Annotated in this window: 22 protein-coding genes; 9 read left to right on the top strand and 13 right to left on the bottom strand. The window is 70.2% G+C overall.

Going from position 1 to position 23,865, the window contains the following annotated elements; genetic code table 11:
* Position 1: 1 nt before the first annotated feature.
* From IBL25_RS01405 to IBL25_RS01380, 6 genes are read left to right on the top strand one after another with little or no spacing between them, the layout of a single operon-like run.
* Positions 2 to 1,249, top strand: coding sequence for a Gfo/Idh/MocA family protein (locus IBL25_RS01405; RefSeq protein WP_187776767.1), 1,248 nt, complete (start codon positions 2 to 4; stop codon positions 1,247 to 1,249).
* Positions 1,221 to 2,204 (top strand): Bug family tripartite tricarboxylate transporter substrate binding protein, encoded by a 984-nt coding sequence (locus IBL25_RS01400; protein ID WP_187776766.1) that lies wholly within the window; start codon positions 1,221 to 1,223, stop codon positions 2,202 to 2,204. Before IBL25_RS01405 ends, IBL25_RS01400 begins: the two co-directional genes overlap by 29 nt.
* A 12-nt stretch (positions 2,205 to 2,216) precedes the next feature.
* On the top strand, positions 2,217 to 2,405 hold the full coding sequence (locus IBL25_RS01395) for a hypothetical protein (protein ID WP_187776765.1): 189 nt from the start codon (positions 2,217 to 2,219) through the stop codon (positions 2,403 to 2,405).
* A gap of 12 nt (positions 2,406 to 2,417) precedes the next feature.
* Entirely contained in the window at positions 2,418 to 3,407 is a 990-nt protein-coding gene (locus tag IBL25_RS01390) for an ABC transporter substrate-binding protein (RefSeq protein WP_187776764.1), read from the top strand.
* Between the two features lie 23 nt (positions 3,408 to 3,430).
* Complete coding sequence (locus IBL25_RS01385; protein WP_187776763.1) at positions 3,431 to 4,618, top strand: hypothetical protein; 1,188 nt, start codon at positions 3,431 to 3,433, stop codon at positions 4,616 to 4,618.
* A gap of 24 nt (positions 4,619 to 4,642) precedes the next feature.
* Complete coding sequence (locus tag IBL25_RS01380) at positions 4,643 to 5,626, top strand: Bug family tripartite tricarboxylate transporter substrate binding protein (protein ID WP_187776762.1); 984 nt, start codon at positions 4,643 to 4,645, stop codon at positions 5,624 to 5,626.
* A 60-nt stretch (positions 5,627 to 5,686) separates the two neighbouring features.
* Here the strand turns inward: IBL25_RS01380 and IBL25_RS01375 are convergent, their stop codons facing one another.
* From IBL25_RS01375 to IBL25_RS01360, 4 genes are all read right to left on the bottom strand, one after another.
* Positions 5,687 to 6,598 (bottom strand): alpha/beta hydrolase family protein, encoded by a 912-nt coding sequence (locus tag IBL25_RS01375; protein WP_202986631.1) that lies wholly within the window; start codon positions 6,596 to 6,598, stop codon positions 5,687 to 5,689.
* Entirely contained in the window at positions 6,592 to 7,062 is a 471-nt protein-coding gene (locus IBL25_RS01370) for a cupin domain-containing protein (RefSeq protein WP_187776761.1), read from the bottom strand. Before IBL25_RS01370 ends, IBL25_RS01375 begins: the two co-directional genes overlap by 7 nt.
* A gap of 26 nt (positions 7,063 to 7,088) precedes the next feature.
* A complete protein-coding gene (locus IBL25_RS01365) occupies positions 7,089 to 7,835 on the bottom strand; it encodes an SDR family NAD(P)-dependent oxidoreductase (protein WP_187776760.1) in 747 nt (248 codons plus the stop codon).
* A 93-nt stretch (positions 7,836 to 7,928) separates the two neighbouring features.
* A complete protein-coding gene (locus IBL25_RS01360; RefSeq protein WP_187776759.1) occupies positions 7,929 to 8,519 on the bottom strand; it encodes a LysE family translocator in 591 nt (196 codons plus the stop codon).
* Between the two features lie 187 nt (positions 8,520 to 8,706).
* On the opposite strand from IBL25_RS01360, the gene IBL25_RS01355 reads away from it, so the two are divergent.
* Both IBL25_RS01355 and IBL25_RS01350 read left to right on the top strand, forming a co-directional pair.
* Positions 8,707 to 10,176, top strand: a complete 1,470-nt coding sequence (locus IBL25_RS01355) for an aminotransferase-like domain-containing protein (protein WP_187776758.1) — start codon at positions 8,707 to 8,709, stop codon at positions 10,174 to 10,176.
* Positions 10,173 to 11,432: an MFS transporter gene (locus IBL25_RS01350; protein ID WP_202986630.1), complete on the top strand. Its 1,260-nt coding sequence runs from the start codon at positions 10,173 to 10,175 to the stop codon at positions 11,430 to 11,432. Before IBL25_RS01355 ends, IBL25_RS01350 begins: the two co-directional genes overlap by 4 nt.
* A gap of 6 nt (positions 11,433 to 11,438) precedes the next feature.
* Here the strand turns inward: IBL25_RS01350 and IBL25_RS01345 are convergent, their stop codons facing one another.
* From IBL25_RS01345 to IBL25_RS01305, 9 genes are all read right to left on the bottom strand, one after another.
* A complete protein-coding gene (locus tag IBL25_RS01345) occupies positions 11,439 to 12,338 on the bottom strand; it encodes an alpha/beta fold hydrolase (protein ID WP_238940133.1) in 900 nt (299 codons plus the stop codon).
* An 83-nt stretch (positions 12,339 to 12,421) separates the two neighbouring features.
* Positions 12,422 to 13,333, bottom strand: coding sequence for a hydroxymethylglutaryl-CoA lyase (locus tag IBL25_RS01340; RefSeq protein WP_187776757.1), 912 nt, complete (start codon positions 13,331 to 13,333; stop codon positions 12,422 to 12,424).
* Positions 13,330 to 15,348: an acetyl/propionyl/methylcrotonyl-CoA carboxylase subunit alpha gene (locus IBL25_RS01335; RefSeq protein WP_187776756.1), complete on the bottom strand. Its 2,019-nt coding sequence runs from the start codon at positions 15,346 to 15,348 to the stop codon at positions 13,330 to 13,332. The genes IBL25_RS01340 and IBL25_RS01335 overlap by 4 nt, the downstream gene beginning before the upstream one ends.
* An 11-nt stretch (positions 15,349 to 15,359) precedes the next feature.
* Positions 15,360 to 16,151, bottom strand: a complete 792-nt coding sequence (locus IBL25_RS01330) for an enoyl-CoA hydratase/isomerase family protein (protein WP_187776755.1) — start codon at positions 16,149 to 16,151, stop codon at positions 15,360 to 15,362.
* Between the two features lie 10 nt (positions 16,152 to 16,161).
* Positions 16,162 to 17,769: a carboxyl transferase domain-containing protein gene (locus tag IBL25_RS01325; RefSeq protein ID WP_187776754.1), complete on the bottom strand. Its 1,608-nt coding sequence runs from the start codon at positions 17,767 to 17,769 to the stop codon at positions 16,162 to 16,164.
* A 67-nt stretch (positions 17,770 to 17,836) separates the two neighbouring features.
* Complete coding sequence (locus tag IBL25_RS01320) at positions 17,837 to 19,093, bottom strand: CaiB/BaiF CoA transferase family protein (RefSeq protein WP_187776753.1); 1,257 nt, start codon at positions 19,091 to 19,093, stop codon at positions 17,837 to 17,839.
* Between the two features lie 23 nt (positions 19,094 to 19,116).
* Positions 19,117 to 20,073 (bottom strand): Bug family tripartite tricarboxylate transporter substrate binding protein, encoded by a 957-nt coding sequence (locus tag IBL25_RS01315; protein WP_187776752.1) that lies wholly within the window; start codon positions 20,071 to 20,073, stop codon positions 19,117 to 19,119.
* A 126-nt stretch (positions 20,074 to 20,199) separates the two neighbouring features.
* The gene (locus tag IBL25_RS01310) at positions 20,200 to 21,357 is read right to left on the bottom strand and encodes an FAS1-like dehydratase domain-containing protein (protein ID WP_187776751.1); all 1,158 of its coding nucleotides are present in this window, start codon (positions 21,355 to 21,357) and stop codon (positions 20,200 to 20,202) included.
* Positions 21,358 to 21,384: 27 nt separating this feature from the next.
* A complete protein-coding gene (locus IBL25_RS01305) occupies positions 21,385 to 22,944 on the bottom strand; it encodes an acyl-CoA synthetase (protein ID WP_187776750.1) in 1,560 nt (519 codons plus the stop codon).
* A gap of 151 nt (positions 22,945 to 23,095) precedes the next feature.
* Here IBL25_RS01305 and IBL25_RS01300 point away from each other — a divergent pair, with 151 nt between their 5' ends.
* Complete coding sequence (locus IBL25_RS01300; protein WP_239416604.1) at positions 23,096 to 23,833, top strand: IclR family transcriptional regulator; 738 nt, start codon at positions 23,096 to 23,098, stop codon at positions 23,831 to 23,833.
* Positions 23,834 to 23,865: the final 32 nt, after the last annotated feature.

The raw sequence follows: 23,865 nt of genomic DNA, 5'->3' as shown, positions 1-23,865 counted from the left end.
CGTGGCGGAAGCGCCGATCCGGCTGGGCGTGGCGGGCCTGGGGCGGGCCTTCATGCTGATGCTGCCCACCCTGGCGCGGGACCCGCGCATCCGCATGGTGGCCGCCGCCGATCCCAGGCCCGAGGCGCGCGCGCGCTTCGAAGCGGATTTCGAGGCCCGCGGCTACGAGACGGTGGAGGCGCTCTGCGCCCATCCCGGCCTGGACGCGGTCTATGTTGCCTCGCCGCACCAGTTCCATGTCGAGCATGTGCGCCTCGCCGCCGGTGCCGGAAAGCATGTGCTGGTGGAAAAGCCCATGGCGCTCGCACTCGCGGATTGCCTGGCCATGGTGGAGGCCGCACGGCAGGCCGGCGTGCACCTGATCGTCGGCCATAGCCATTCCTTTGACGCGCCTTACCTCCGCACGCGCGCCATGATCCGCTCGGGCGCATTCGGCGCGGTGCGCATGGTGACGGCGCTGAACTTCACCGACTACCTCTACCGCCCCCGCCGCCCGGAGGAACTGGACACGGCGCAGGGCGGCGGCGCCATCTTCTCCCAGGCGCCGCATCAGGTGGAGGTGGTGCGCCTGCTGGCCGGCCGCCCGGCCCGCGCCATCCGCGCCACGGCCTCGGTCTGGGACCCGGCGCGGGGCACGGAGGGTGCCTATAACGCGCTGCTGGATTTCGGCGAGGGCCTTTCCGCCACGCTGACCTACAACGGCCATGGCCATTTCGACACCGACGAGTTGCAGGACTGGACAGGGGAGATGGGCATGCCCCGCGACCCTGCCGCCTATGGCACCGCCCGCGCGGCCCTGCGCCGCATGGCCTCCCCGGCGGAGGAAGCGGCGCTGAAGGAACAGCGGGCCTATGGCCGGGGCAGCGGCGCCGCCGAGGCCCGCCAGGCGCCGCCGCCACCGGCCTATAACCATTTCGGCCTGGTCATCGCCTCCTGCGAGAGGGCCGACCTGCGGCCCACCGCCCGGGGCGTGCTGGTCTATGGCGACGACGAGCGCCGCTTCGAGCCGCTGCCCCCGCCGGAGATCCCGCGCGCCGAGGTCATCGATGAGCTTCATGCCGCCGTGATGCATGGCCTGCCCCCGCTGCACAGCGGCGAATGGGGCCTGGCGACGGCCGAGATCTGCCTCGCATTGCTGGAATCCGCCCGAAGCGGGCGGGACGTGACGCTGAAGCATCAAGGGCCGGCACACACGGCCATGACACACTGGGAGGAAAGCTATGGCCATCGGAACCTGGAAGCGTCGTGACGCGCTCCGCCTCGCCGCCGCAGCGGCGCTGGGGCTGCCTGCCGCGGCCCAGGCCCAGGGCGGGCGGAGCGTCGCGCGGCTGATCGTGCCCTATGCGCCCGGTGGCACCACCGATGTCACCGCGCGCCTGCTGTCCAGCCGCATCGCGGAAGGGCTGGGCCAGACCTGGGTGATCGAGAACCGCTCCGGCGCCAATGGCGCGATCGGGGCGCAGGAAGTAGCGCGCTCGGCGCCGGACGGGCTAAACCTGCTTTATTCGAACGAGGTGCATCTCGTTCTGAAATTCGTGCAGCGCGGCGTGCCCTTCGATGCCCTGGCGGATTTCACCCCCATCGCCCGCACCGTCCGCATTCCCTATGTGCTGGTGGGCGGCGCCAACCATATCCGGCAGCCGGATGCGAAGGCGCTGCTGGCGGCGGTGAAGCAGGACCCCAACCGCTTCAGCTTCGCCGGTTCCACCCTCGGCTCCGTCGGCCAGCTCGGGGCCGCCGCCCTGGGGCAGAAGCTCGGCGCGGAATTCACCATCGTCGCGTATCGCGGCTCCGGCCCGGCGGTGAACGACCTGGTCTCGGGCGCCGTCAGCCTCATGTTCGCGCCGCTCGGCGCCGTGCAGCCGCTGATCGAGGGCGGGCAGCTCAAGGCCTTCGCGGTCACCGCCACAGAGCGCGTGCCGCTGCTGCCTGAGGCGCCGACCATGGTGGAGCTGGGCTACCCCGATATGGTCTTCGAGGGCTGGACCGGCATCTGGGGCCCGCGCGGCCTGCCGGCGGAGAAGGTGGCGGCGGTGCATGATGCCACGGCGAAAGCACTGCGCGACGACGAGGTCGTGCAACGCCTCGCGGCCCTCGGCTGCACGCCCATCCTGGAAAGCAGCGGGGACTTCGCGCGCCTCACGGAGAAAGAACAGGCGCGGAATGGCGAAATCGCCAAGGCCGCCGGCATCCGTCCCGAATAAGGAAGTTCAACCATGCCCCTGATCCGCATCGAGCCTGTACGGGACGAGCGCTCCGGCCGCTACTTCCTGGAGATCTACAATCCGCATGACGCCCCGGCTCCATATGTGACAACACAGCCGCGCTACCAATCCGCCGCGGCGGCCGAGAATGACCTGGTGGCAATTCTGGCAGCCGCCGCCAGCAGCGCCCGCAACAGCTAGGAGCCGCGTATCTTGTCCCTTCTGCCCTTGTCCCTCGCCATCGGCGATTACGACCGCATCCGCCCGCTGGTGGATGGCACCGTGCGCATCGATGGCGTCGACCCGGTCTTCTCGATCCTGGACCCGGAGGAGATCTTCTTCCGCGCCTTCAAGTATGCGGATTTCGATATCTGCGAGCTGTCGCTTTCCTCCTTCACGGTCAAGACGGCCAACGGGGACTGCCCCTACGTCGGCATCCCGGTCTTCCCCTCCCGCGCCTTCCGCCACACCTCCGTCTACATCCGCACCGATCGCGGCATCGCACGGCCGGAGGATCTGAAGGGGCGGCGCATCGGCCTGCCGGAATACCAGCTCACCGCCAATGTCTGGGTCCGGATGATCCTGGAGGAATACGGCGTCCATCCCTCCGACGTGACCTGGGTGCGGGGTGGCTACGAGGACCCGTCGCGGGAGGAGAAGATCACGCTGAAGCTGCCGCCCGATGTGCGGCTGGAAAGCCTGCCGCCCGGCGCCACGCTCTCCTCCGCCCTGGCGGATGGCACGATCGATGCCGTGGTCGGCCCGCGCGCGCCCTCCTGCTTCGACCGCGGGCATCCGCAGGTCGGGCGGCTCTGGCCTGACCCGGTCGCCGCTGCCTCCGAATGGTACGGCAAGCACCGCATGTTCCCGATCATGCATATCCTGGGCGTGCGCAAGGATGTGGTGGAGAAGCATCGCTACCTGCCCGGCGCGCTCGTCAAGGCTTTCGAGGAAGCCAAGGAGGTCGCGATGGCGAAGCTCTCCAACACTGCCGCCACCAAGGTGACGCTGCCCTTCGTCGAGGAGCGGTTGCAGCATGCGCGGCAGCTCATGGGCCACGACTTCTGGTCCTATGGTCTGGAAGGGAACCGGCATGTGCTGGAGGCCTTCCTGACGGCGCATCACCAGCAGGGGCTTTCCTCGCGGAAGCTGGCGCCGGAGGAACTGTTCCACCCGGCCTCGCTGGAAACCTTCAAGCTCTGAGATAAGAAAAAAGGGAAACGACCATGAAAGGCTTCCTCAACCAGGTTCCGGACATCATGGCCTCCTCCACCCGCCGCGGCCTGCCGCGGAAGGTGGAGCACAAGCCGGCGAGCACCGCCGACTACATGAAGGGCGTGGACAATTTCTGCCGCGTCATGGCGATCCGCCCTGGCGACCATGTGGTGATGCTGACCGACCCGCTGATCGACCCGCGCGTGGTGCAGGCGGTGCAGGGGCTGGCGCGCGGGCGCGGTGCCACCTTCATCTCCTACATGGGCGATTCCACGCGCTACGTCACGGTGCCCGAGGAAGCCAAGCCGCTGCTGGAGCGCGCGACCTTCGTGGTCTCCACCTGGTTCGCCTCGGTGCTGGACCCCTATTGCATCGGGCTGCGGCGCAACAAGGGGCAGCGCTGGGTCAAGATCACCTTCTTCCGCGACCTGGACCTGCTGCACACGCCGCAGGCGCAGTTCCCGGTGGAACTGCTGGGCGAGATCATCCGCGCCACCGGCCGCATGTTCCCCGAGGCCGGCGACTTCACGCTGCGCGTCACCGACCCGCGCGGCACCGATTTCCGCGTGCCCTTCAGCGAGAAGATGCTGCAGCACCTGCGCCGCCACAACCGCTGGCGCGGCCACAATGTGGCGGATGAGGATGGCTGCTACGTCCATTACCTGCCGACGCATGGCCCCAATCTCTTCGAGCCCAGCATGGTCGGCCTGCAGCCCGAGGAAAAGATCGGCGTCACCGGCACCATCTGGCCACAATGGGCCGTGGGTTTCGACGAGCCGTTCAAGGAGCCTGTCGGCGTCGAGTTCGAGCAGGACGTGGTGAAGGCCGTGCATGGCGACAGCTGGGAAGCGCAGGTGATGCGCGACTACCTGATCGGCGGCACGCTGGAAGAGGTGGGCTGCGGCCACAACCCCAAGGCGCCGCGCTTCGACATCTACCCCGCCGGCCCGAATTCCCCCGGCGCGCTGCATTTCGGCATCAATGCGCTGCAGCCCTCGGAATATCTGCGCCGGGTGATGCCGAACTGGGAGGAGCCGCATATCCACATGGACCTCGTCACCTTCGACAGCACCGTGGTGGCCGGCAACCGCACGCTGGTGGAGGATGGCTACCTGATGTCCCTGCGCGACCCCAAGGTCCGCGCCCTGGCCGAGACCTATGGCGATCCGGTCGAGCTGCTCGAAGCCTATCCGGTCTGACGCGCCGCGAGGGGAGGGGCGTCCATGAAGAACATAACAACCAAGCGGCGGAGCCTGTTGGCGGCGGCGGCGGCGCTGGCCGCCACCTCCGGCACCGCGCGGGCGCAGGGCTGGCCTGACCGGCCGATCCGGCTCGTCGTGCCCTTCGCCGCCGGCGGCGGGGGTGACACGCTGGGCCGGCTTTCCGCCCAGGCGGCGCAGGCGCATCTGAGCCAGCCGCTGGTGGTGGAGAACCGGGTGGGCGCGGGCGGCAATATCGGCGCCGAGGCCGTCGCCCGCGCGGTGCCCGATGGCTACACCCTGCTCTACGGCACCAACGGCACCCATGCGATCAACGAGGCGCTCTATCCGAAGCTGCCTTTCCGCCCCGATGCCGACTTCATCCCGGTCGCGGCCCTGTCCCGCATCGCCCTGGTGGTGGTGGTGCGCAAGGACCTGCCGGTGGAGACGGTGCCGGAGCTGATCCGGTTGCTGAAGGCGCAGCCCGGCAAGCTCACCTATGCTTCCGCCGGCAATGGCACCACGGGGCATATCGCCTCGGAGATGTTCCGGGGCGCGGCGGGGGTGGAGCTGGTCCATATCCCCTATCGTGGCAATGCGGCGGCGATGACCGACCTTGCCGCCGGGCGCGTGGATATGGCGATCGACCTGATCCCCGCCGCCGCGCCGCTGCTGCAGGGCGGCGCCGTGCGGGCCCTGGCGGTGACAAGCCGTGAGCGGCTGCCCACGCACCCGGACCTTCCCACCGTCGCCTCCGTGCTGCCCGGCTTCGAGGTCGCGGCCTGGGACGGCATCTTCGCACCGGCCGGCACGCCCGCGCCGGTGGTGGCGGCGGTCAATGCCGCCTTCCGGAAGGGCATGAGGGAAGAAGGGACTGTCGACCGGCTGCGCCAACGCGGCGCAGAGGTGGTGCCGCTCGAATCCCCCGGCGATTTCGCAGGCTTCGTCGCGGCGGAGCGGGAGAAATGGTCGGCCGCCGTGCGCGCCAGCGGCGCCCGGATGGACTGACGTTCTGGCGGAGGCTGCGGCAGCCTGGCCCGCATCCTCCTGCCTGCTACCTGGGGGCAATCAGGCCGCCGAGTCAGCCCGATGGCCTGCCCAGGGATTGGTCCCCTCCGCCAGCCAGGCCAGGCTATCCACCCAGAAGCTGCCTTCGAAGCGCGCGTGGAAGAGGCCGAAATGCCCGATCCCGGCCACGCCAAGATCCGCCGGGGCGATCACCACCTCCTGCCGCGGCGCGTTGCGGTAATAGCCCAGGCCACGGCGGATGGCCGGCGCCGTGCCCAGCGGGTCATCCGCGACAATGACGGCCAGAACCGGTGCCTTGACCGCCGCGAAGCGGGCCAGAACCGGCTGGCGCTGCTGCGGCGGCAGGCTGAGTTCCATGCGCGCGCGGCGGAAGCTCCATTCATGCGCCACCCCGGCCGGAAGGTCCTCCAGCCAGCCGAGACGGCGGCCGGGGAAGTAGCCGCAGAGCGCCGTCATCAGCGGCATGGCCAGGTGCCACTTCAGGAAAAGGCCGGCCCGCTCGGCGGCGCGGTAATCGCGCCAATAGGCATATTGCGCGCCCACGGTGAGGATGCGGCCGATGGCCCCCGCGCTGGCCGCGAAGCCCGGCAGGAAGCCGCCGATGCTGTGGCCCACCAGATGCAGCGGCAGGCCCGGCCGGTGCTGCCGCATGAAGCGCAGCGCTGCGTCGCAATCCAGCGTGCCCCATTGGTGCCAGCGATAGCCGCAGCCCCGCAGTCTGGCGGGCCGGGAAGCGCCGATGCCACGGTAGTCGTAGGTCAGCACCTCGAAGCCATGAGCGGCCAGGAAGCGGGCATAGCGGTGGTAGTAGCGCGCCAGCACCCCCGTGGCGGCATTCACCACCACCGCGCCGCGTGGCACGCCCCGCGCGGGCCAGACATGGCCGCCCAGCCGCACACCATCCGCGCAGGCGATCAGGACGGCCTGCTCCACGGTCGCGGCGCTTACCAAGGCATCCCGTCCTTGTGGCAGAAGCGCCAGGCGCCATCCTCTCGCAGGGCCATCAGGTCGTCGGCGGGGTAGGTCACGGTGTCTCCCTCCGTGCGGTCGCCGATCTCCAGGTATCGCACCGGCTTATCCGTGCGGTTCTCCAGGTGGTGCGCCGCGCCGCCGGCCGGGAAGCCGGCGCAGTCGCCCGGGCGCAACAGGCTTTCCACGCCGTCGCCGGTGACCAGCACGGGCTCGCCCTCCAGCACGAAGATGAACTCGTCCTGCCGGCTATGGGCGTGGTGCAGCGCGGAGCAGGCGCCGGGCCGCAGTTCCGTCAGGTTCACGCCGAAGTTGCGCAGGCCAAAGGCATCGCCCAGCACGCGCTTGATGCGCCCTTCCATACGTGCCGCGAAAACGGGTGGGTAGTTGGAAGGCCTACCGCGCGGCGCGGCCGCGGCGGCGGACAGGAAGACAGGATGGTCCATGGCGCTCTCCTTGCTGGCCATGCTGCTCACAACCCGCCCGTCACGCGCAGCACCGTTCCGGTGGCATAGGAGGCGGCGCCGGAGAGGAGCCAGGCGACCGCCTCGGCGATCTCCTCCGGCTCACCCACGCGGCCCATCGGCACACGGGGCGCGATACGGGCTGGGCGGCCGGGATCGCCAGCCAGGGCATGGATGCCGGTCTGCACCGTGCCCGGCGCCACGGCATTCACGCGGATGCCCTGCGCCGCCACCTCCCGCGCCAGCCCGATGGTCAAAGCCTCCACCGCAGCCTTGCTGGCGGCGTAATGCACGTATTCGCCCGGGCTGCCGCTCTGCGCCGCGACGGAGGAGATATTGACGATGGAGCGGCCCTCGCCCTCCGCCGCATCGAAGCAGCGCAGGGCCGCCTGGGCGCAGAGCATGGTGCCGATCAGGTTCACCTCGGTCACACGGCGCATCCAGCCGGGGTCCAGGTCGCGGAAGGCGCCGAGAGGGCCGGTGATGCCGGCATTGTTCACCAGTGCATGCAGCGGCCCCAGGCGCTGCTCCGCCGTGGCGAAGAAGGTGGCCACCATCTCCTCCCGTGTCACGTCCAGCGGCAGGGCCAGCGCCTCGCCGCCCTCCCGCGCGATGGCGGTGAGCAGCGGCGCGGCTTCCTCCACCTGCCGGCAGCCGATGGCGATGCGGAAGCCTTCCCGCGCCAGGCAGCGCGCGATGGCGGCGCCGATGCCGCGGCTGCCGCCGGTGACAATGACAAGACGCGATGCGGGCAAGGGCGGCCTCCGCTCATGGCTCCAGCATTGACGGCACCGCAGGATGCCCGATCCGGGCCGCGATGAAAGCCCGGGATGGGCAGCGGCCGGCGCTCACGACCACCAGATCGGCACCACCGTTGCCGCCAGCAGGGCACCGAGCAGGCCATTCGCCAGGGCCCATTGCCGCTCCGTCCGCAGCCGCCGCCCCATGGCGCCGCCGGCGGCGCACCAGGCGGAAAGGGCCAGCAGCGCGAAGCCGGTGAAGGTGCCGCCGAGCAGCAGCGCCAGCCCCAGGGGGCTCGTGGCCAGGCCGGAGAAGGAGGCCGCCGCGCCCAGGGTCACTGCCCAGGCCTTGGGGTTCTGGCAGGTGAAGAGCAGGCCCAGCACCAGCCCGCCGGGCGCTGCCGCCCCTCCCTGGCGCGGCGGGCCGCTGCGCGCGATGCGCCAGGCCAGCCAGAGCAGATAGGCCGTGCCCGCGACCCGCAACGCGACCTGGGCCGAGGGCAGCAGCAGCAGCACCGCGCCCAGGCCGCCCGCCGCCGCAGCAGCCATGGCGCCGAGGCCAAGGGCCAGCCCCGCCACCAGCGGCAGGGAGGGGGCGAAGCCGAAGCGCGCGCCGGAAGCCACCGCCATCACCGTGGCGCTGCCAGGCGTGGCGGTGGAGATCGCCGCGAAAAGCAGCAGCGGCCAGATGCCGTCCATGGCCGATCCTCCGGAACCGGCGCCTATCCTCCGCCCTCGCCATGCGGGCACGCCAGCCACGCCGCCCTCGAACTGTGCCGTTGTTTGGCCGGCACAGTTCATGGGCGCGCCAGTCATGCATGGCCTTGCCGCCCACCCCTCCGGCAGCCGATGCTCCGGCGGCACGCGATCCAGGGGAGGCGCCGCCATGGCCCAGAGTCCCGTTCCCGCCGCGCCCGGCCGGCCGGACCTCCGGCTTGTCCTGGGCGGGCATGCGCGCCTTTCCGTGGAGATCGACCGCCAGGCCCCGGTGCCGCTCGCCGACCAGATCGCCAGCCGGCTGGCGGAGCTGATCCGCGCCGGCACGCTGCCGCATGGCACCAGGCTTCCCTCCATCCGCGCCCTGGCTGGCCGCGCCGGCATCGGCGTGCACAGCGTGGTGGAGGCCTATGCGCGGCTCGCGGCCATGGGCCTCGCCGTGTCCCGCTCCGGCTCCGGCGTCTACGCCATCCGCCCGGCGGAGCTGCCGCCGGCGCCGCCGCTCCCCAGGCCCGACCCCACGGCGGCCGAGGGCATCGCCCTGGCCATGCTGGAAGCGCGGGAGGATGTGCTCTGCCCCGGCGGCGGCGTCCTGCCGGAAGCCTGGACGGAAAGCGCCTGGCAGGGCGGTGTGTTGTCCCGCTTCCACCGGGGCCTGCCGGCGCATCTGCGGCGCGTGGCGCCGCCGCAGGGCGGTGCGGCGGTGCGCGAGCATGTCTGCCAGCGCCTGGCGATGCGCGGCATCAGCGTGCCGCCGGACGGCGTGCTGATGACGGCGGGCGGCACCCAGGCGCTGCAACTGGTGGCGCAGACCTTTCTCTCGCCCGGGGACACGGTGCTGGTGGAGGACCCTGGCTATTTCATGCTCTTCCCCATGCTGGAGCAGCGCGGGCTGCATCTGGTGCCGGTGGAGCGGCGGCCGGACGGGCCCTGCCTGGAGGCGCTGGAGCGGGCCTGCCGCGGGGAGGCGCCCAAGGCCTTCTTCCTGCAGCCCGTGCTGCACAACCCGACGGGCTGGACCGCTTCCGCCGCCAATCTCCACCGCCTGCTCCGCATCGCCGAGCGCCACAACCTGCTGCTGGTGGAGGATGACGCGCATGGCGACCTGCATGGCGGGGAGCCGGTGCGGCTGATGCAGCTCGACGGCGGCGCCTCCGTCATCCATGTCGGCAGCTTCACCAAGCTGATCGGCCAGGGCACGCGGGTCGGCTTCCTGGCGGCCTCGGCGGAGCGCCTGCAGGCGCTGCTGCGCACCAAGGTCACCACCGCCCTGACCGGCTCGGGCGTGGAGGAGCAACTGGTGCTGGAGATGCTCTGCTCCGGCCAGTACCGCCGGCACCTGGAGACGCTGCGGGCGCGGCTTTCCGCCGCGCGCGGCCTGGTGGCGGGGCGGCTGCGCGTGCTCGGCTTCACCGTGGCGGGCGGGGAGGAAGGGATGTTCCTCTGGGCCGAGGCGCCGCCGGGGGCGCGGGAGGACCTTGTTCTCGCCGCGCGGGACCATGGGCTGGTCCTGGCGGGCGGCACGCTGTTCCGGCCTGGCCGGCAGCCCAGCCGGCATTTCCGCTTCAACATCGGGCACAGCACGGACCCGCGCATCGCGGAACTGCTGGGCCTGCTGCTGAAGGAAGACGGGGCATGACCTGGCGTAGCGGGCGCGCGATGCCCGTCATCCTGGCCGGCGGCGCCATCATGAGTGTGGCCATGGGCGCGCGGCAGAGCTTCGGCCTTTATCTCGACCCGCTGGCGAGCACCTATGGGCATTCCCTGGGCCTGATTGCCTTCGCCATCGCGCTGCACAACCTGGTTTGGGGCATCGCCCAGCCCTTCGCCGGCGCCGCCTCCGACCGCTTCGGGCCGGCGCCGGTGGTGATGGCGGGAGCGCTTCTCTACGCGGGCGGCCTGATGCTGGTCGCGCTTTCAGCCTCGGCCGCCGCGCTGGTCATCGGCATGGGCGTGCTGGTGGGGCTGGGCATGAGTTGCGCCAGCTTCGGCGTGGTGATGGCGGCGCTGGGGCGCGCCGTGCCCGCGGCCCAGCGCAGCATGGCCATGGGGCTGGCCAGCGCCGGCGGCTCACTGGGCCAGGCGCTTTGCGTGCCGCTGGCGCAGGGGGTGTCGCAGCATGCCGGCATGGCGGCCTCCCTGCTGGTCCTGGCCGGCTGCCTGCTGGCCGCCGCGCCGCTGGGGCTGCTGCTGCGCCACAGGCCCGACCCCGGCGCGCTGGCCGAGCCGCCCATGCCGCTGGGGCAGGCGCTGGAGCAGGCCTTCGCCCACCGTGGCTATTGCCTGCTGACGCTGGGCTTCTTCGCCTGCGGCTTCCAGCTCGCCTTCATCGCCACGCATCTTCCCGCCTATCTGCTGCTCTGCGGCATGCCGGCCGCCGCGGGCGCCTCGGCGCTGGCGCTGATCGGGCTGTTCAACATGATCGGCAGCGCGCTCTGCGGCTGGCTGGGCGGGCGCTTTCCCCAGCAATGGGCGCTGGGCTGGCTCTACCTGCTGCGCAGCGCCGTGATCCTGGCCTTCTTCCTGGCGCCGAAGACGGGACCGGTTCTCTTCGCCTTCTCGGCCGCCATGGGGCTGATGTGGCTGGGCACCGTGCCGCTGACCAGCGGGCTGGTGGCGAAGCTCTTCGGCACGCGGCATCTCGGCACGCTCTTCGGCCTGTGCTTCCTCAGCCACCAGATCGGCTCCTTTCTCGGGTCCTGGTCGGGCGGCATCGTCTTCGATCTCACCGGCTCCTACGGCGCCGTCTGGCTGGCCACCGCCCTGGTGGGCCTCATCGCCGCCGCGCTGCACTTTCCCATCGACACGGCGCCGCGCGGCGCCGGGGCGTTGGCGCCGCCGGCTTTCGCCACGCCGGAGCCGCTTGCCGCCCCGAGGAAGGCCCCGGAGGCATAGCGCGCCTCACGCCGCCAGCCGGCTCCGCAGGTCCAGGATCGCCGCCGCGAAGGCCTCGGGCATTTCCTGCGGCAGGTTGTGTCCGCCGTCCCGCAGCACCCGGTGCTCATGGGGCCCGGTGAAGCGCGGCGCGTGCTTCGCGGTGCCGCCCAGGGCGAGCACGCCATCCGCATCCCCATCAAGCGTGACGGTGGGCACGGTGATGGGCGGCTGCGCGGCCAGTTGGCGCTCGACCGGCGCCAGCGCCGGGTCCCCCGCCACCAGCCCGAAGCGGTGCCGATAGGAGTGGATGACAACCTCCACAAAGTCGGGATTGTCGAAGCTTTCGGCCGTTCTGTCGAAAGTGGCATCGTCGAAGCGCCATTTGGGCGACCAGAGGCGCCACAACAGGCGGCAGAACTCGCGCCGGTTTTCCGCCAGTCCGCTTCGGCCGCGTTCGGAATGGAAGTAATACTGGTACCAGAGGCGCATCTCGTTCTCCGGCTCCTGCGGCTGGCCGGACCGGGCGATGTCCTGGATATTGTAGCTGTTCTGCGAGACCAGCCCCTGTACGCGCTCCGGCCATAACGCGGAAACGACGCAGGCCGCCCGCCCGCCCCAGTCATACCCCGCCAGCAGGGCGGAGCGGATCTGGAGCGCATCCAGCAGATTGAGCAGGTCCTGGCCCAGCGCCGCCTGCTCGCCGGAGCGTGGCGTCTCCGGCGAGAGGAAGCGCGTGGGCCCATAGCCGCGCAGCCAGGGCACGATGACCCGGGCGCCGGCCGAGGCCAGGATCGGCGTCACCGCATCATAGGCCCGCACGTCATAGGGGAAGCCGTGCAACAGCAGCACGGGCCATCCATCCGGCTTCCCATGCTCCTCGAATGCGACATTCAGCACACCGGCATCGATGGATCTGAGCATCATGGCCCTCTGCTGCCCTGGTTCAGGCACTATAGCCCTGGCCGGACGTCACGTGAGCCGCGATGTGGTGAAGCCGCCGCAGCCCGTCACCGGGCTCCCATGGCACCGCGCGCCCGGGCGACCCGGGAGGCCGTCTCGCGTCCCAGGGCGGAGGAGATCATGGCCCCGGCCTCGCAGAGCCGGTCGAGGTCCAGCCCTGTCTCGATGCCCATGCCATGCAGCATGTAGACCACGTCCTCCGTCGCCACATTGCCCGTGGCGCCTTGCGCATAAGGGCAGCCGCCCAGGCCGGCCACCGCGCTATCGACCACGGAGACGCCGCGTTCGAGGCAAGACAGGATATTCGCCAGGGCCTGCCCATAGGTGTCATGGAAGTGCAGCGCCAGCCGCTCGACTGGCACTTCCGCGGCAACCATCTCCACCATCCGGCGGGCCTTCAGCGGCGTGCCCGTGCCGATGGTGTCGCCGAGCGAGATCTCGTAGCAGCCCATGCCCGCCAGGGCCGCCGCCACCCGCGTCACCGCGGCGGCATCCACCTCGCCCTCATAAGGGCAGCCCAGCACGCAGGAGACATAGCCGCGCACCCGCAGGCCATGTGCAAGTGCCTTCTCCACCCCCGGCGCGAAGCGCCGCAGGCTTTCGTCGATGGAGCAATTGATGTTCCGCTGCGAGAAGCTCTCCGAGGCGGCGCCGAAGACCGCGATCTCCGCCACCCGGCCGGTGGCCATGGCCTGTTCCAGCCCTCGCAGGTTCGGCACCAGCACGGGATAGCTGATGCCTTCCCGCGCCGGCAGCATGGCGAGCAGTTCCGCCGTATCCGCCATCTGCGGCACCCATTTGGGCGAGACGAAGCTGCCGGCCTCGACCGTGGTCAGCCCGGCCGCCACCAGCCGCTCCACCAGCGCCGCCTTGGCGGCGAGCAGAATGACCGCCTTCTCGTTCTGCAAGCCGTCGCGCGGCCCGACCTCGACCACGCGCACCCGTGCCGGATAGCTCATGGCGTGGCGGCCTCCATCTCGAAGGTGACGAGCTCCGTGCCTTCCTCGACCATCTCCTCGGCCTGGTGGGGCACGCTCTCGACACGCCCATCCATCGGGGCCCGTAGCGTCAGTTCCATCTTCATGGCCTCGATGACCACCAGCGGCGCGTTCTTGGCCACCACTTCGCCGGGGCGTACCAGCACGCGGCTGACTCGGCCGGGCACCGGCGCCCGGACGCGGTCATGGCCCGCCGTTTCCGTCCGGGGCGGCGCCAGCGGGTCGCTGCGATGCAGCAGGTGGTTGCGCCCAGCCAGCACCACCGTCAGCTCATCCCCCCGCCGCACCAGCCGCAGGCGGCGGGAGACGCCATCCAGCAGCAGGAGCGGGCCGGCCTCATCCTCCGCCAGCTCCCCTTCCACAAGGCCGCCGGGCAGGTCGAGCCGGAAGCGGCCTTCGCCCAGCGGGAAAGCGCGGATGGTGACCGGCTCACCCTCGCCATGGCGGAAGCGCAGGTCCTGGTAGCCTTCGCCATTCATGCGCCAGGCATCGGCCTGGGCCCAGGGGGACCAGCGGTCGCCTGTCTCCCGCGCCTGTGCCGCCGCCTGCTCCTGCTGTTCCCGCAGCGTCGACAGGGCCGCCGCGGCCCAGGCGACCGCTGCCTCGGCTTCCGCCGGGCTGCCCCCCATGAGGCTCCCGGCATGGCGGGCAATGAAGCCGGTATCCAGTTCCGCCGCCGCGAAGGCCGGGTGGCCGGCGATGGCGCGCAGCAGGTCGAGATTGGTCTGTGGCCCGACCACCTCGTATTCCGCCAGGGCGGCGGCGAGGCGCCGCACGGCGGCGGCGCGGTCCTCACCCCAGACGACCAGCTTGGCGATCATGGGGTCGTAGTTCGGCGTGATGGTGTCGCCCTGGCGGACGCCGGTATCCACCCGCACATAACCCGGCGCCTCCCGCGGCTGGCGCAGATGGACCAGGGTGCCCACGGCGGGCATGAAGTCGCGCGCCGGGTCCTCGGCATAGACGCGCGCCTCGATGGCATGGCCGTGGAGGGCGAGCTGTTCCTCCGGCACCGGCAGGGGCTCGCCGGCGGCGACGCGGAGCTGCCATTCCACCAGATCCAGCCCCGTGACCATCTCCGTCACGGGATGCTCGACCTGCAGGCGGGTGTTCATTTCCATGAAGTAGAAGGCATCGCCTTCCGCGATGAATTCCACCGTGCCGGCGCCGACATAGCCCACGGCCCGCGCGGCGGCGACGGCGGCCTCGCCCATGGCCTGGCGCCGCGCGGGGTCCATGCCGGGGGCGGGCGCTTCCTCGATCACCTTCTGGTGCCGCCGCTGGATGGAGCAATCGCGCTCGAACAGCGAGACGGTTTTGCCGAAGCCGTCGGCGAAGACCTGGATCTCGATATGCCGTGGCTTGGTCAGATACTTTTCGATCAGCACGCGGTCGTCGCCGAAGGAGGCGAGCGCCTCGCGCTTCGCGCCCTCGATCGCCGCCTCGATCTCCTCCGGCCCGCCGACCACGCGCATGCCCTTGCCGCCGCCCCCGGCCGAAGCCTTGATCAGCACGGGATAGCCGATCCGCGCCGCCTCCGCCGTCAGCAGCGGCAGGTCCTGCGCCTCGCCGTGGTAGCCCGGCACCAGCGGCACGCCGGAGCGTTCCATCAGCGCCTTGGATTCCGCCTTGGAGCCCATGGCGCGGATGGCCGAGGCCGGCGGGCCGATGAACACGATGCCCGCCGCCGCGCAGGCCGCCGCGAACTCGGCATTCTCCGAAAGGAAGCCATAGCCGGGATGGATGGCCTCCGCGCCGGCGCGGCGGGCGACCTCCAGGATGCGCTCGCCCACCAGATAGCTCTGGCGCGCGGGGGCCGGGCCGATGGGCCAGGCTTCGTCGGCCAGCCTTGTGTGGCGCGCGCCGGCATCGGCCTCGGAATAGACGGCCACCGTGGCGATGCCGAGACGCCTGGCCGTGCTGATCACACGGCAGGCGATCTCGCCCCGATTGGCCACCAGGATCTTGCGGAACATCCTGCTCTCCCTCAGCCCTGGTGCCGCCACGCGGGCGCGCGCTTGTCGAGAAAGGCGCCGATCCCTTCCTGCCCCTCGGTGGAGGCGCGCCGCTGCGCGATGCGCCGCCCTGTCTCGGCGGAAAGCGCCGCATCCACCGGCCGCCCTTCGCAAAGGAAGACCAGGTCCTTGGCATCGGCCTGGGCGCCCGGGGCGCCCTGCAGCAGGGCCTGGATGATTTCCTCGCCCCGCGCCGTGAGCCCTTCCGCCGGCATTACCTCATGCACCAGCCCGATCTCCCGCGCACGCGGCGCGTCGAAGACCTCTGCGGTCTGGAAGAGCCGGCGGGCCCAGCGTGGCCCGATGGCATTGACCACATAGGGACTGATGGCGGGGGGGGTGAGCCCGAGCTTCACCTCGCTGAGGCAGAAGCTGGCGCCCGCAGCGGCCAGGGCGATGTCGCAGCAGGCCACGAGCCCGACGCCGCCGCCATAAGCGGCGCCCTGCACCAGGGCGATGGTCGGCTTCGGCAGCCGGTCCAGCGTGTGCAGCAGGCCGGCCAGTCCCGCCGCGTCGGCGAGATTGTCCTCAAAGGAATGGCCGGCCATCCGCCGCATCCAGCCGAGATCGGCTCCTGCCGAGAAGGAACGGCCGTTGCTGGCCAGCACCACGGCCCGCACCGCGCCATTCCTGCCCAGCCGGTGCAGGGCGGCGGTCAGTTCCGCGATCAGGCTGTCATCGAAGGCATTGTGGCTGTCAGGCCGGTTCAGGGTGAGCGTGGCGATGCCGCGCGCGTCCACCGTCTCCAAGACATTGCTGCTCATCGGCCTGCCCTCACATCCGGAACACGCCGAAGCGTGTCTCCGGAATGGGTGCGTTCAGGCTGGCGGAGAGGCCGAGCGCAAGCACGCGCCGCGTATCCGCCGGGTCGATCACGCCGTCATCCCAGAGCCTGGCGCTGGAATAATAGGGATGGCCCTGCCGTTCATGCTGCTCCCGGATCGGCACCTTGAAGGCTTCCTCCTCCTCCGCCGGCCAGGTGCCGCCACGGCCCTCGATGCCATCGCGCCGCACGGTGGCCAGCACCGAGGCCGCCTGCTCCCCGCCCATCACGCCGATGCGGGCATTGGGCCACATCCAGAGGAAGCGCGGGGAATAGGCGCGGCCGCACATGCCGTAGTTGCCGGCACCGAAGCTGCCGCCGATGATGACGGTGAACTTCGGCACGGCGGCCGTGGCGACGGCCGTGACCATCTTGGCGCCATCCTTGGCGATGCCGCCCGCCTCGTACTTCTTGCCGACCATGAAGCCGGTGATGTTCTGCAGGAAGACCAGCGGAATGCCGCGCTGGGCGCAAAGCTCGATGAAATGCGCGCCCTTCTGCGCTGATTCCGAGAAGAGGATACCGTTATTGGCGACGATGCCGACCGGGTAGCCCCAGATATGCGCGAAGCCGCAAACCAGGGTGGGGCCGTAGAGGCGCTTGAATTCATCGAACTCGCTGCCATCCACCAGGCGCGCGATCACCTCCCGCACGTCATAGGGCGTGCGCGGGTTGGCAGGCACCACCGCGTAAAGATCCTCCGCGTCGTAGAGCGGCGGCACGGGCTGGCGGAGCGCCAGGGGCGGCTGCTTCACACCGTTCAGGCTGGCCACCACCCGGCGGGCGATGCCAAGGGCATGGGCGTCGTTCTCCGCGAAGTGGTCGGTGACGCCGGAGATGCGGCTATGCACATCGGCGCCGCCCAGTTCCTCAGCGGAGACAATCTCGCCCGTCGCGGCCTTCACCAGCGGCGGGCCGGCCAGGAAGATGGTGCCCTGGTTGCGGACAATGATGCTCTCGTCGCACATGGCCGGCACATAGGCGCCGCCGGCGGTGCAACTGCCCATCACCACCGCGACCTGGGGTATGCCCTTGGCGGATAGATTGGCCTGGTTGAAGAAGATGCGGCCAAAGTGGTCCCGGTCGGGAAAGACCTCATCCTGGTTCGGCAGATTGGCGCCGCCGGAATCCACGAGATAGATGCAGGGCAGGCGGTTCTGCTCGGCGATCTCCTGCGCGCGCAGATGCTTCTTCACCGTCAGCGGGAAATAGGTGCCGCCCTTCACCGTGGCATCATTCGCCACGATCATGCATTCCCGCCCCGAGACGCGGCCGATGCCGGTGATGATGCCCGCCGAGGGAACCTCGCCCCCGTACATCCCATGCGCGGCCAACTGCCCGACTTCCAGGAAGGGAGAGACAGGGTCGATCAGCGCCCGGATGCGGTCGCGCGGCAGCAGCTTGCCGCGCCCGACATGCCGTTCCCGCGAGGCCTGGCCACCGCCGAGGCGGACCGTCTCGGCCTGGGCGCGCAGGTCATCGACCAGCAGGCGCATCTCGGCCGCATTCCGCGCGGCCTCCGGCGAGCGGGCATCCAGGGCCGTTTGCAGCACCGCCATCAAATCTTCTCCGCCATGACCCACCAAGCCTTTCTCGCTTTCCCGTGCCGGGCGCGGCCATATGGGATCATCGCTTCGCGCCCCTGTCGATGACGCCCCGCTCGCCAAGCTCCCGGATCTTCTCGTCGGAATAATGCAATTCGCGCCGCAGGATCTCGGCCGTGTGCTGGCCGAGCACCGGTGGCGCTTCCAGCGGCACCTGGGCGCTGCCGGGGAACTTGATGGGCCGCCCCAGCACCTGAACCGGGCCCAGGCGCTCATGCCGCACCTCCACCACCATCTCCCGTGCCTGGGCATGCGGATGGGCCAGCGCCTCCCGCACGCCCAGCACCGGGGCATGCGGGATGTCATGCGCCTCCAGGATGCGCCGCCATTCCGCGACGCTGCGGCTGCGGGTGATGGCGGCGATGCGGGGCTCGATCTCCCCCCGTCTTTCCCGCCGCTGGGCCATGGTGGCGAGGCCAGGGTCGGCGCCGAGGTCGGGGCAGTCCAGCGCCGCGCAGAGGCGCGGCCAGAAATGATCCGCGAGGCAGGCGATGACAATGGAACCATCCGCGGCGGGGAAGGAATCATAGGGCACCACGCTGGGATGCGCCGAGCCCATCGGCTGCGGGTCCTGGCCCGTGATGAAGGCGAGCTGCGACAGATAGCCCAGCAGCGACATGGTGCCGTCATAAAGGCTGGCATCCACCAGCCGCCCGCGCCCTGTCACCGAACGCTCATGCAGGGCGGAGAGGATGCCGAGGGCGCCGAAGATGCCGCCGGACATGTCGCCGATCGGCAGCCCGAGCTTCACCGGCGGGCCGCCCATCGCGCCATTGACGCTCATGACCCCGGTCATGGCCTGGGTCACGATGTCGAAGGAGGGCGCGCCGGCCAGCGGCCCCGTGAGCCCGAAGCCGCTGATGGCGCAATAGATCAGCCGGGGGTTGATCGCCATCAGCGCCTCGGCGCCCAGGCCAAGGCGCTGCATCACGCCGGGGCGGAAGTTCTCGATCAGCACGTCAGCACCGGCCACCAGCCCGCGCAGGATCTCCGCCCCCTCGGGCTCGCGCAGATCCACCACCATGCTGCGCTTGCCGCGGTTCAGCGCCAGGAAATAATGGCTCTCCCCCTCCAGGAAGGGGGCGAAGCCACGGGTCTCGTCGCCACGTTCCGGCGCCTCCAGCTTCAGCACCTCGGCTCCCAGATCGGCCAGGAACTGCGTGGCCAGGGGGCCGGCCAGCACCCGCGTCAGGTCCAGCACCCGCAAGCCGGCCAGCGGCCCCTTCCAGGCGCCGGCCTCCGGCGCCGGAGTGGGCGATTGCTGCATCACTTGATCCATGGCGGCGTCCTCCCGGCCTCAGGCTACTGCGCGGTCAGCCCCAGGTCTCGCACAATGGGCTCCCAGATGGCCCGGTCGCGCCGCATCAGCGCCGCGAGGTCGGCGGGCGTCCCGCCCAGCGGATCGGCACCGTCCTGCACCATCCCGGCCCGGACCACCTCATCGCCCAGGGCCGCGTTGACGGCGCGGTTCAGCACCTGCACCACCGGGGCCGGCGTGTTGCGCGGGCCATAGAGCGCATTCCAGGCCTCCAGCGTCACATCCACGCCGGCTTCCTTGAGCGTCGGCACCTCCGGCAGGGACTCCGAGCGCCTGTCGGTGGAAATGGCGATGGCGCTCACCTGCCCCTGGCGGATTGGGCCAAGGGCGGCGGTGATGGTGTCGATCGAGGCCTGCACGTCGTTGCGCAGCAGGCCCGTCAGCGCCTGCCCGCTGCCATTATAGGGCACCGCCAGCAGGTCCACGCCCGCCTTCTCGCGGATCATCTGCACCAGCACGCGGGCCGTGGTGCTGGGGCAGCCCACCGAGACCTGCCCCGGCCGCTGCTTCGCGGCGGCGACCAGCTCGGCCACGCTGTTGTAGCGGCTGTTCCTGTTGGTGTTGAGCACCATGCCGAAGCGCAGCACGCCGGCGACGGGCTCGAAATCCTTGACCGGATCGAAGCCCAGCGAGGCATACATGAACTCATTGCCCGCATGGGTGCCATTGGTGCCCCACAGCAGCGAATAGCCATCCGGCTCCATCCGCGCCGCGGCGGCCGTGCCGATATTGCCCCCCGCACCGGCGCGGTTCTCGACCACGAAGGGCTGGCCGAGATGCTTCTGGAAATATTCGGCGAAGCGCCGGGCGAAGAGATCGGAGCCCTGGCCGGCGGCATAGGGCACGATGATCTTCACGGGGCGGCTGGGGAAATTCTGCGCGCTGGCCGCGCGCGTGATGACACTCGCTCCCGCCAAAAGTGCCAGCGGGCCAGCAAGCATGGTCCTCCTGCGCATGACGTGTCCTTCCCTGTGTTTTCTTCTGGTTCTTGGACGGTCGCGAGGCCGGGGGCGGTGTGCCGCCCCCGGCCGGTCATGGCTTGCGCCCCGCGCCGGGGCGCCGCCAGGTCAGGCGCCGCGGCTCGGCAGGGCCACGGTGCCGGTGCCCAGTACCGACAGCTCGCCATCCTGGTTGACGGCCTGCTGCTCGATATCCACGAGATGGCGGCCGCCTTCCTGGCGCTTGCCGGTCACCTTGCCATCGATGAAGAGCAGGTCGCCTTCCGGGTTGTGGCGGCGCAGCTTGCTGGTAGCGCGCACCAGGAAACCATCATCGCCCATCCAGTTGGTCATCTGATGGGTCAGCCAGGAACAGCGCTCCGGCCCGTAGTCATAGGCGCCGGGCGCGCCGACCATCAGCGCCATCTCCGGCTCCCAATGCACACGCTCGGGGCAATCGGGGATGCCGAAGCGGTTCTTGATGCCCAGGCCGGGATGGTTGCGGATCTGCCGCCAGGCCAGCTTGTTGGCGCGGATGTAAAGCCCGCCCCAGCCCTGGGCGAAGGCAACGAAGCCGGTGACGGTCATCGGGCCCTTGGCCATGGTCGGCAGGGCTTCGCCAACCTGCACGTCTTCCCAGTAGCGGGGCGTGGCGCCGCGCACTTCCTCGGCCTCATAGAGCTTGTAGACGCGCTGCAACTCTTCCTCGGTATAGACGCGGGGCGGCTTGTTCTTCACCTCGCGGTACTTGGTGCCCTGCTCGCGCGCGGCGTCGCGGTCAGTGCGGAAGCACCAGCTCTCGGCCTCGGCCACCTTGTCGCCACCATCGCCGTAGAAATCGACATGATAGACCTGGCGGATGGCGCGGCCGGCGAAGCCGGTCTCATGCTCCACGAGATCGGCGAGATGCGCCTCGGTGCGAATGGTCTCGTTGCGGCGCACCCAGCGGTGCCAGCGCCAGTCGGCACCAGACCACATGGCATGCACGCCCGGCAATCCGCCCACATAGCCGGAGATGATGCGGCTGGTGGTGAAGAGGAAGCTCGGCAAAGCGACGATGCCGCCCTGGCTGCTCCGCCCGGCATAGTCCGGGTCGCACCACAGCGGGTTGTCGTCGCCGATGCCATGGGCGTAGTGGCGGATATTGTCCCGCGTCGCCTCATGGTTCCAGGGCTCGACGGTGTTCTCGATGGGCTTGCCGATGCGGGCGCGCAGATCGTCGAGCGCCTGCTGGGTGATCTTGGGGAAGAGCCGGGTTCCCGGCTGCTCCAGCACTGAGGCGGACATGCGTGTTCCTCTCTAGGTCTTTGCTGTTCAGGCGGTCACGCGGCGCGCGGCTTCGGCGTCGCGGATGGCCTTGCGATTGATCTTGCCCGCGGGGGTCTTCGGCAGTTCCGCCGTGAAGGCGACCTGGCGCGGATATTCGTGCTGGCTGAGGCGGGCGCGGGTGAAATCCTGCAACTCCCGCGCGAAATCCTCGTCGCCCTGGCGCGGGCTGACCACGAAGGCCTTCACCACCTGGCCGCGCACCGGGTCCGGCACGCCGATGGCGGCGGCCTCTCGGACATCGGGGTGCTGCATCAGCACATCCTCGATCTCCACCGCGCTCATGGTCCAGCCGGCGGAGATGATGACATCGTCGGCGCGGCCGGCATGGTAGAAATAGCCTTCCTCGTCGATGCGCCCGAGATCCTTGGTGGGCACCCATTCGCCCCGGCGCAGCAGGCGGATCTCGCCGATCTCGCCGGGCGCGGCGGGGCTGCCATCCGGCCGCTGCACCTGCACCTCCAGCCCCGGCACCGCCTTGCCCAGCGAGCCGGGCTTGACCGTGAAGTCGCTGGCGCCTGGGTAGTTCACCAGGGCCACGCCAACCTCGGTGGTGCCGTACATGCTGCAGGCCGGCACGCCGAAGGTCTCGTCGATGAAGCGCAGCGTCTCGGCATCGATCGGCTCGCCGGTATAGGAGAGCTTGCGGATGGCGAAGCGGAAGCGGCTGGCGGCACCGCTGGTGCGCATCATGCGATAGTGGGTGGAGGCGGCCGAGAGATTGGTGATGCCGTAATCCTGCAACGCCTGCATCAGCCGCACGGGGTCGAAGCGGCCAGCATAGGTGCCGGTGGTGACGCCCATCGCCAACGGCGCCAGGGTGCCATGCGCCAGCCCGTGCCCCCAGGCGGGGGAGGAGGGGCAGAAGAACTCGTCGCCCGGCCGGATGCCCGTGCCATAGAGGGCCGCCAGCATCAGCACCACCACCGAGCGATGCGTGTGCTTCACCGCCGCCGGCAATTCCCGCGTGGTGCCCGAGGTATACTGGAACAACGCCAGGTCATCCGCCCCGGTGTCAGGCTCATAGGCCGTGGGGAAGGCTACCAGCGCCTCCATGAAGCCGGCATCGGCAATCACTGTCTCGGTGCCTTCGATGCCGGCGGCGGCCGGCGCCTTCTCGGCATTGGTCAGCAGCACGCGGGGGGAGCAGTCGGCGACCCGCAGCCGCACGCCATCCGGGCCGAAGAGGGTAAACAGCGGCACCGCGATGGCGCCGCATTTCATGGCGCCGAACATGGCGGCATAGAAGGGCAGGGAAGGGTCCAGCATCACCGCCACCCGGTCCCCGGGCCGGACGCCCCGCGCCCGCAGCCAATGCGCGATGCGGGAGGATGCCTCGGCGATGGCGCGGAAGGTGATGAACTCGTCGCGGCCATCGGCATGCGCCACGCGCACCGCCAGGCGCCGCGGGTCCGCCGCGTGCCGGTCTATGCATTCATGGGCGATGTTGAAGCGCGTGCGGTCACCATCAAAGAAATCCCACAGCCGCTGCGGCGTGTAATGGGCCTGCGCGAAGGCGTAGTCACAGCTATCGGCGAGCCGTGTCATCGGACGTGTCTCCCTCGGCTCTCTGGCCGTTGGGGCATTCAGGCGCGCCCACTCACGTGTTGTCAAATAGATTCATGCGTTGTATAGAGACAACATGAAGGCCCCCGCAGTTCCGCCCTCCGAATCATCCCGGCCGGATGCCATCCGGGCCGTGCCCGCCGTCACCCGGGCCGTGGCCATCCTGCGCATGCTGTCGCGGAGCGAGACGCCGCTGGGTGTGCAGGCCATCGCGCGGGCGCTGGGAATCGTGCCCAGTACCTGCCTGCATATCCTGCGGGCCCTGGTGGCGGAGGAGATGCTGATGGTGGACCCCGCCACCAAGCGCTACGCGCTGGCCAGCGGCGTTGTCGCCCTGGCGCGTGGGATGCTGCGGAACGACCCCTTCAGCAATCTCGCGCAGCCCGTGCTGGACCGGCTGGCGGCGGAATACGGCACCACGGCCATCGGCGTGGAGGCCGCGCGGCTGGACCATATCGTGGTCCTCGCCCTGGCCCGGCCCAGCCAGGCGCTGCGCCTGCAGGTGGATGTGGGAAGCCGCTACCCCGCGCTGATCAGCGCCACCGGCCGCTGCATCGCGGCCTTCGGTGGCCATCCCTGGCCGGAGATGGAGCGGCGCTTCCACATGCTGCGCTGGGAAGATCCGCCTTCCCTGGAGCAGTGGCGCGCCGATATCGAGGCAACACGGCAGAGTGGCTATGCCGTGGATGAAGGGCGCTATATCGCGGGGGTGACGGTGGTCGCGGCGCCGGTGATGCTGCGCGGCCGCGTCTCGCATTCCATCGTTCTTGTTGGTGTCAGCGAGCAGCTTCGCCGCCAGGGGCTGACGGAGGTCGGCACCGCATTGCGGAAGGAGGCCGCCGATCTGTCTCAGCGGCTTCAGGGCCTTTAGGCGGTTTTTGCCATCAACAGGAATGATGCCGC

The sequence above is a fragment of the Pseudoroseomonas ludipueritiae genome (assembly GCF_014490445.1).
GTDB classification, from domain to species: domain Bacteria; phylum Pseudomonadota; class Alphaproteobacteria; order Acetobacterales; family Acetobacteraceae; genus Pseudoroseomonas; species Pseudoroseomonas ludipueritiae.
The sequence above is the reverse complement of the archived record's forward strand: the minus strand, read 5'-3'. Positions and strand labels throughout refer to the sequence as shown.

What these genes read in the sequence shown, in the direction of transcription:
- IBL25_RS01370 (WP_187776761.1), bottom strand. Translation starts at nt 7,062, where the DNA reads ATGGACCATCCTGTCTTCCTGTCCGCCGCCGCGGCCGCGCCGCGCGGT.
- IBL25_RS01360 (WP_187776759.1), bottom strand. Translation starts at nt 8,519, where the DNA reads ATGGACGGCATCTGGCCGCTGCTGCTTTTCGCGGCGATCTCCACCGCC.
- IBL25_RS01355 (WP_187776758.1), top strand. Translation starts at nt 8,707, where the DNA reads ATGGCCCAGAGTCCCGTTCCCGCCGCGCCCGGCCGGCCGGACCTCCGG.
- IBL25_RS01315 (WP_187776752.1), bottom strand. Translation starts at nt 20,073, where the DNA reads ATGCTTGCTGGCCCGCTGGCACTTTTGGCGGGAGCGAGTGTCATCACG.
- IBL25_RS01310 (WP_187776751.1), bottom strand. Translation starts at nt 21,357, where the DNA reads ATGTCCGCCTCAGTGCTGGAGCAGCCGGGAACCCGGCTCTTCCCCAAG.
- IBL25_RS01380 (WP_187776762.1), top strand. Translation starts at nt 4,643, where the DNA reads ATGAAGAACATAACAACCAAGCGGCGGAGCCTGTTGGCGGCGGCGGCG.
- IBL25_RS01330 (WP_187776755.1), bottom strand. Translation starts at nt 16,151, where the DNA reads ATGAGCAGCAATGTCTTGGAGACGGTGGACGCGCGCGGCATCGCCACG.
- IBL25_RS01350 (WP_202986630.1), top strand. Translation starts at nt 10,173, where the DNA reads ATGACCTGGCGTAGCGGGCGCGCGATGCCCGTCATCCTGGCCGGCGGC.
- IBL25_RS01305 (WP_187776750.1), bottom strand. Translation starts at nt 22,944, where the DNA reads ATGACACGGCTCGCCGATAGCTGTGACTACGCCTTCGCGCAGGCCCAT.
- IBL25_RS01320 (WP_187776753.1), bottom strand. Translation starts at nt 19,093, where the DNA reads ATGGATCAAGTGATGCAGCAATCGCCCACTCCGGCGCCGGAGGCCGGC.
- IBL25_RS01385 (WP_187776763.1), top strand. Translation starts at nt 3,431, where the DNA reads ATGAAAGGCTTCCTCAACCAGGTTCCGGACATCATGGCCTCCTCCACC.
- IBL25_RS01325 (WP_187776754.1), bottom strand. Translation starts at nt 17,769, where the DNA reads ATGGCGGTGCTGCAAACGGCCCTGGATGCCCGCTCGCCGGAGGCCGCG.
- IBL25_RS01335 (WP_187776756.1), bottom strand. Translation starts at nt 15,348, where the DNA reads ATGTTCCGCAAGATCCTGGTGGCCAATCGGGGCGAGATCGCCTGCCGT.
- IBL25_RS01400 (WP_187776766.1), top strand. Translation starts at nt 1,221, where the DNA reads ATGGCCATCGGAACCTGGAAGCGTCGTGACGCGCTCCGCCTCGCCGCC.
- IBL25_RS01345 (WP_238940133.1), bottom strand. Translation starts at nt 12,338, where the DNA reads ATGATGCTCAGATCCATCGATGCCGGTGTGCTGAATGTCGCATTCGAG.
- IBL25_RS01340 (WP_187776757.1), bottom strand. Translation starts at nt 13,333, where the DNA reads ATGAGCTATCCGGCACGGGTGCGCGTGGTCGAGGTCGGGCCGCGCGAC.
- IBL25_RS01395 (WP_187776765.1), top strand. Translation starts at nt 2,217, where the DNA reads ATGCCCCTGATCCGCATCGAGCCTGTACGGGACGAGCGCTCCGGCCGC.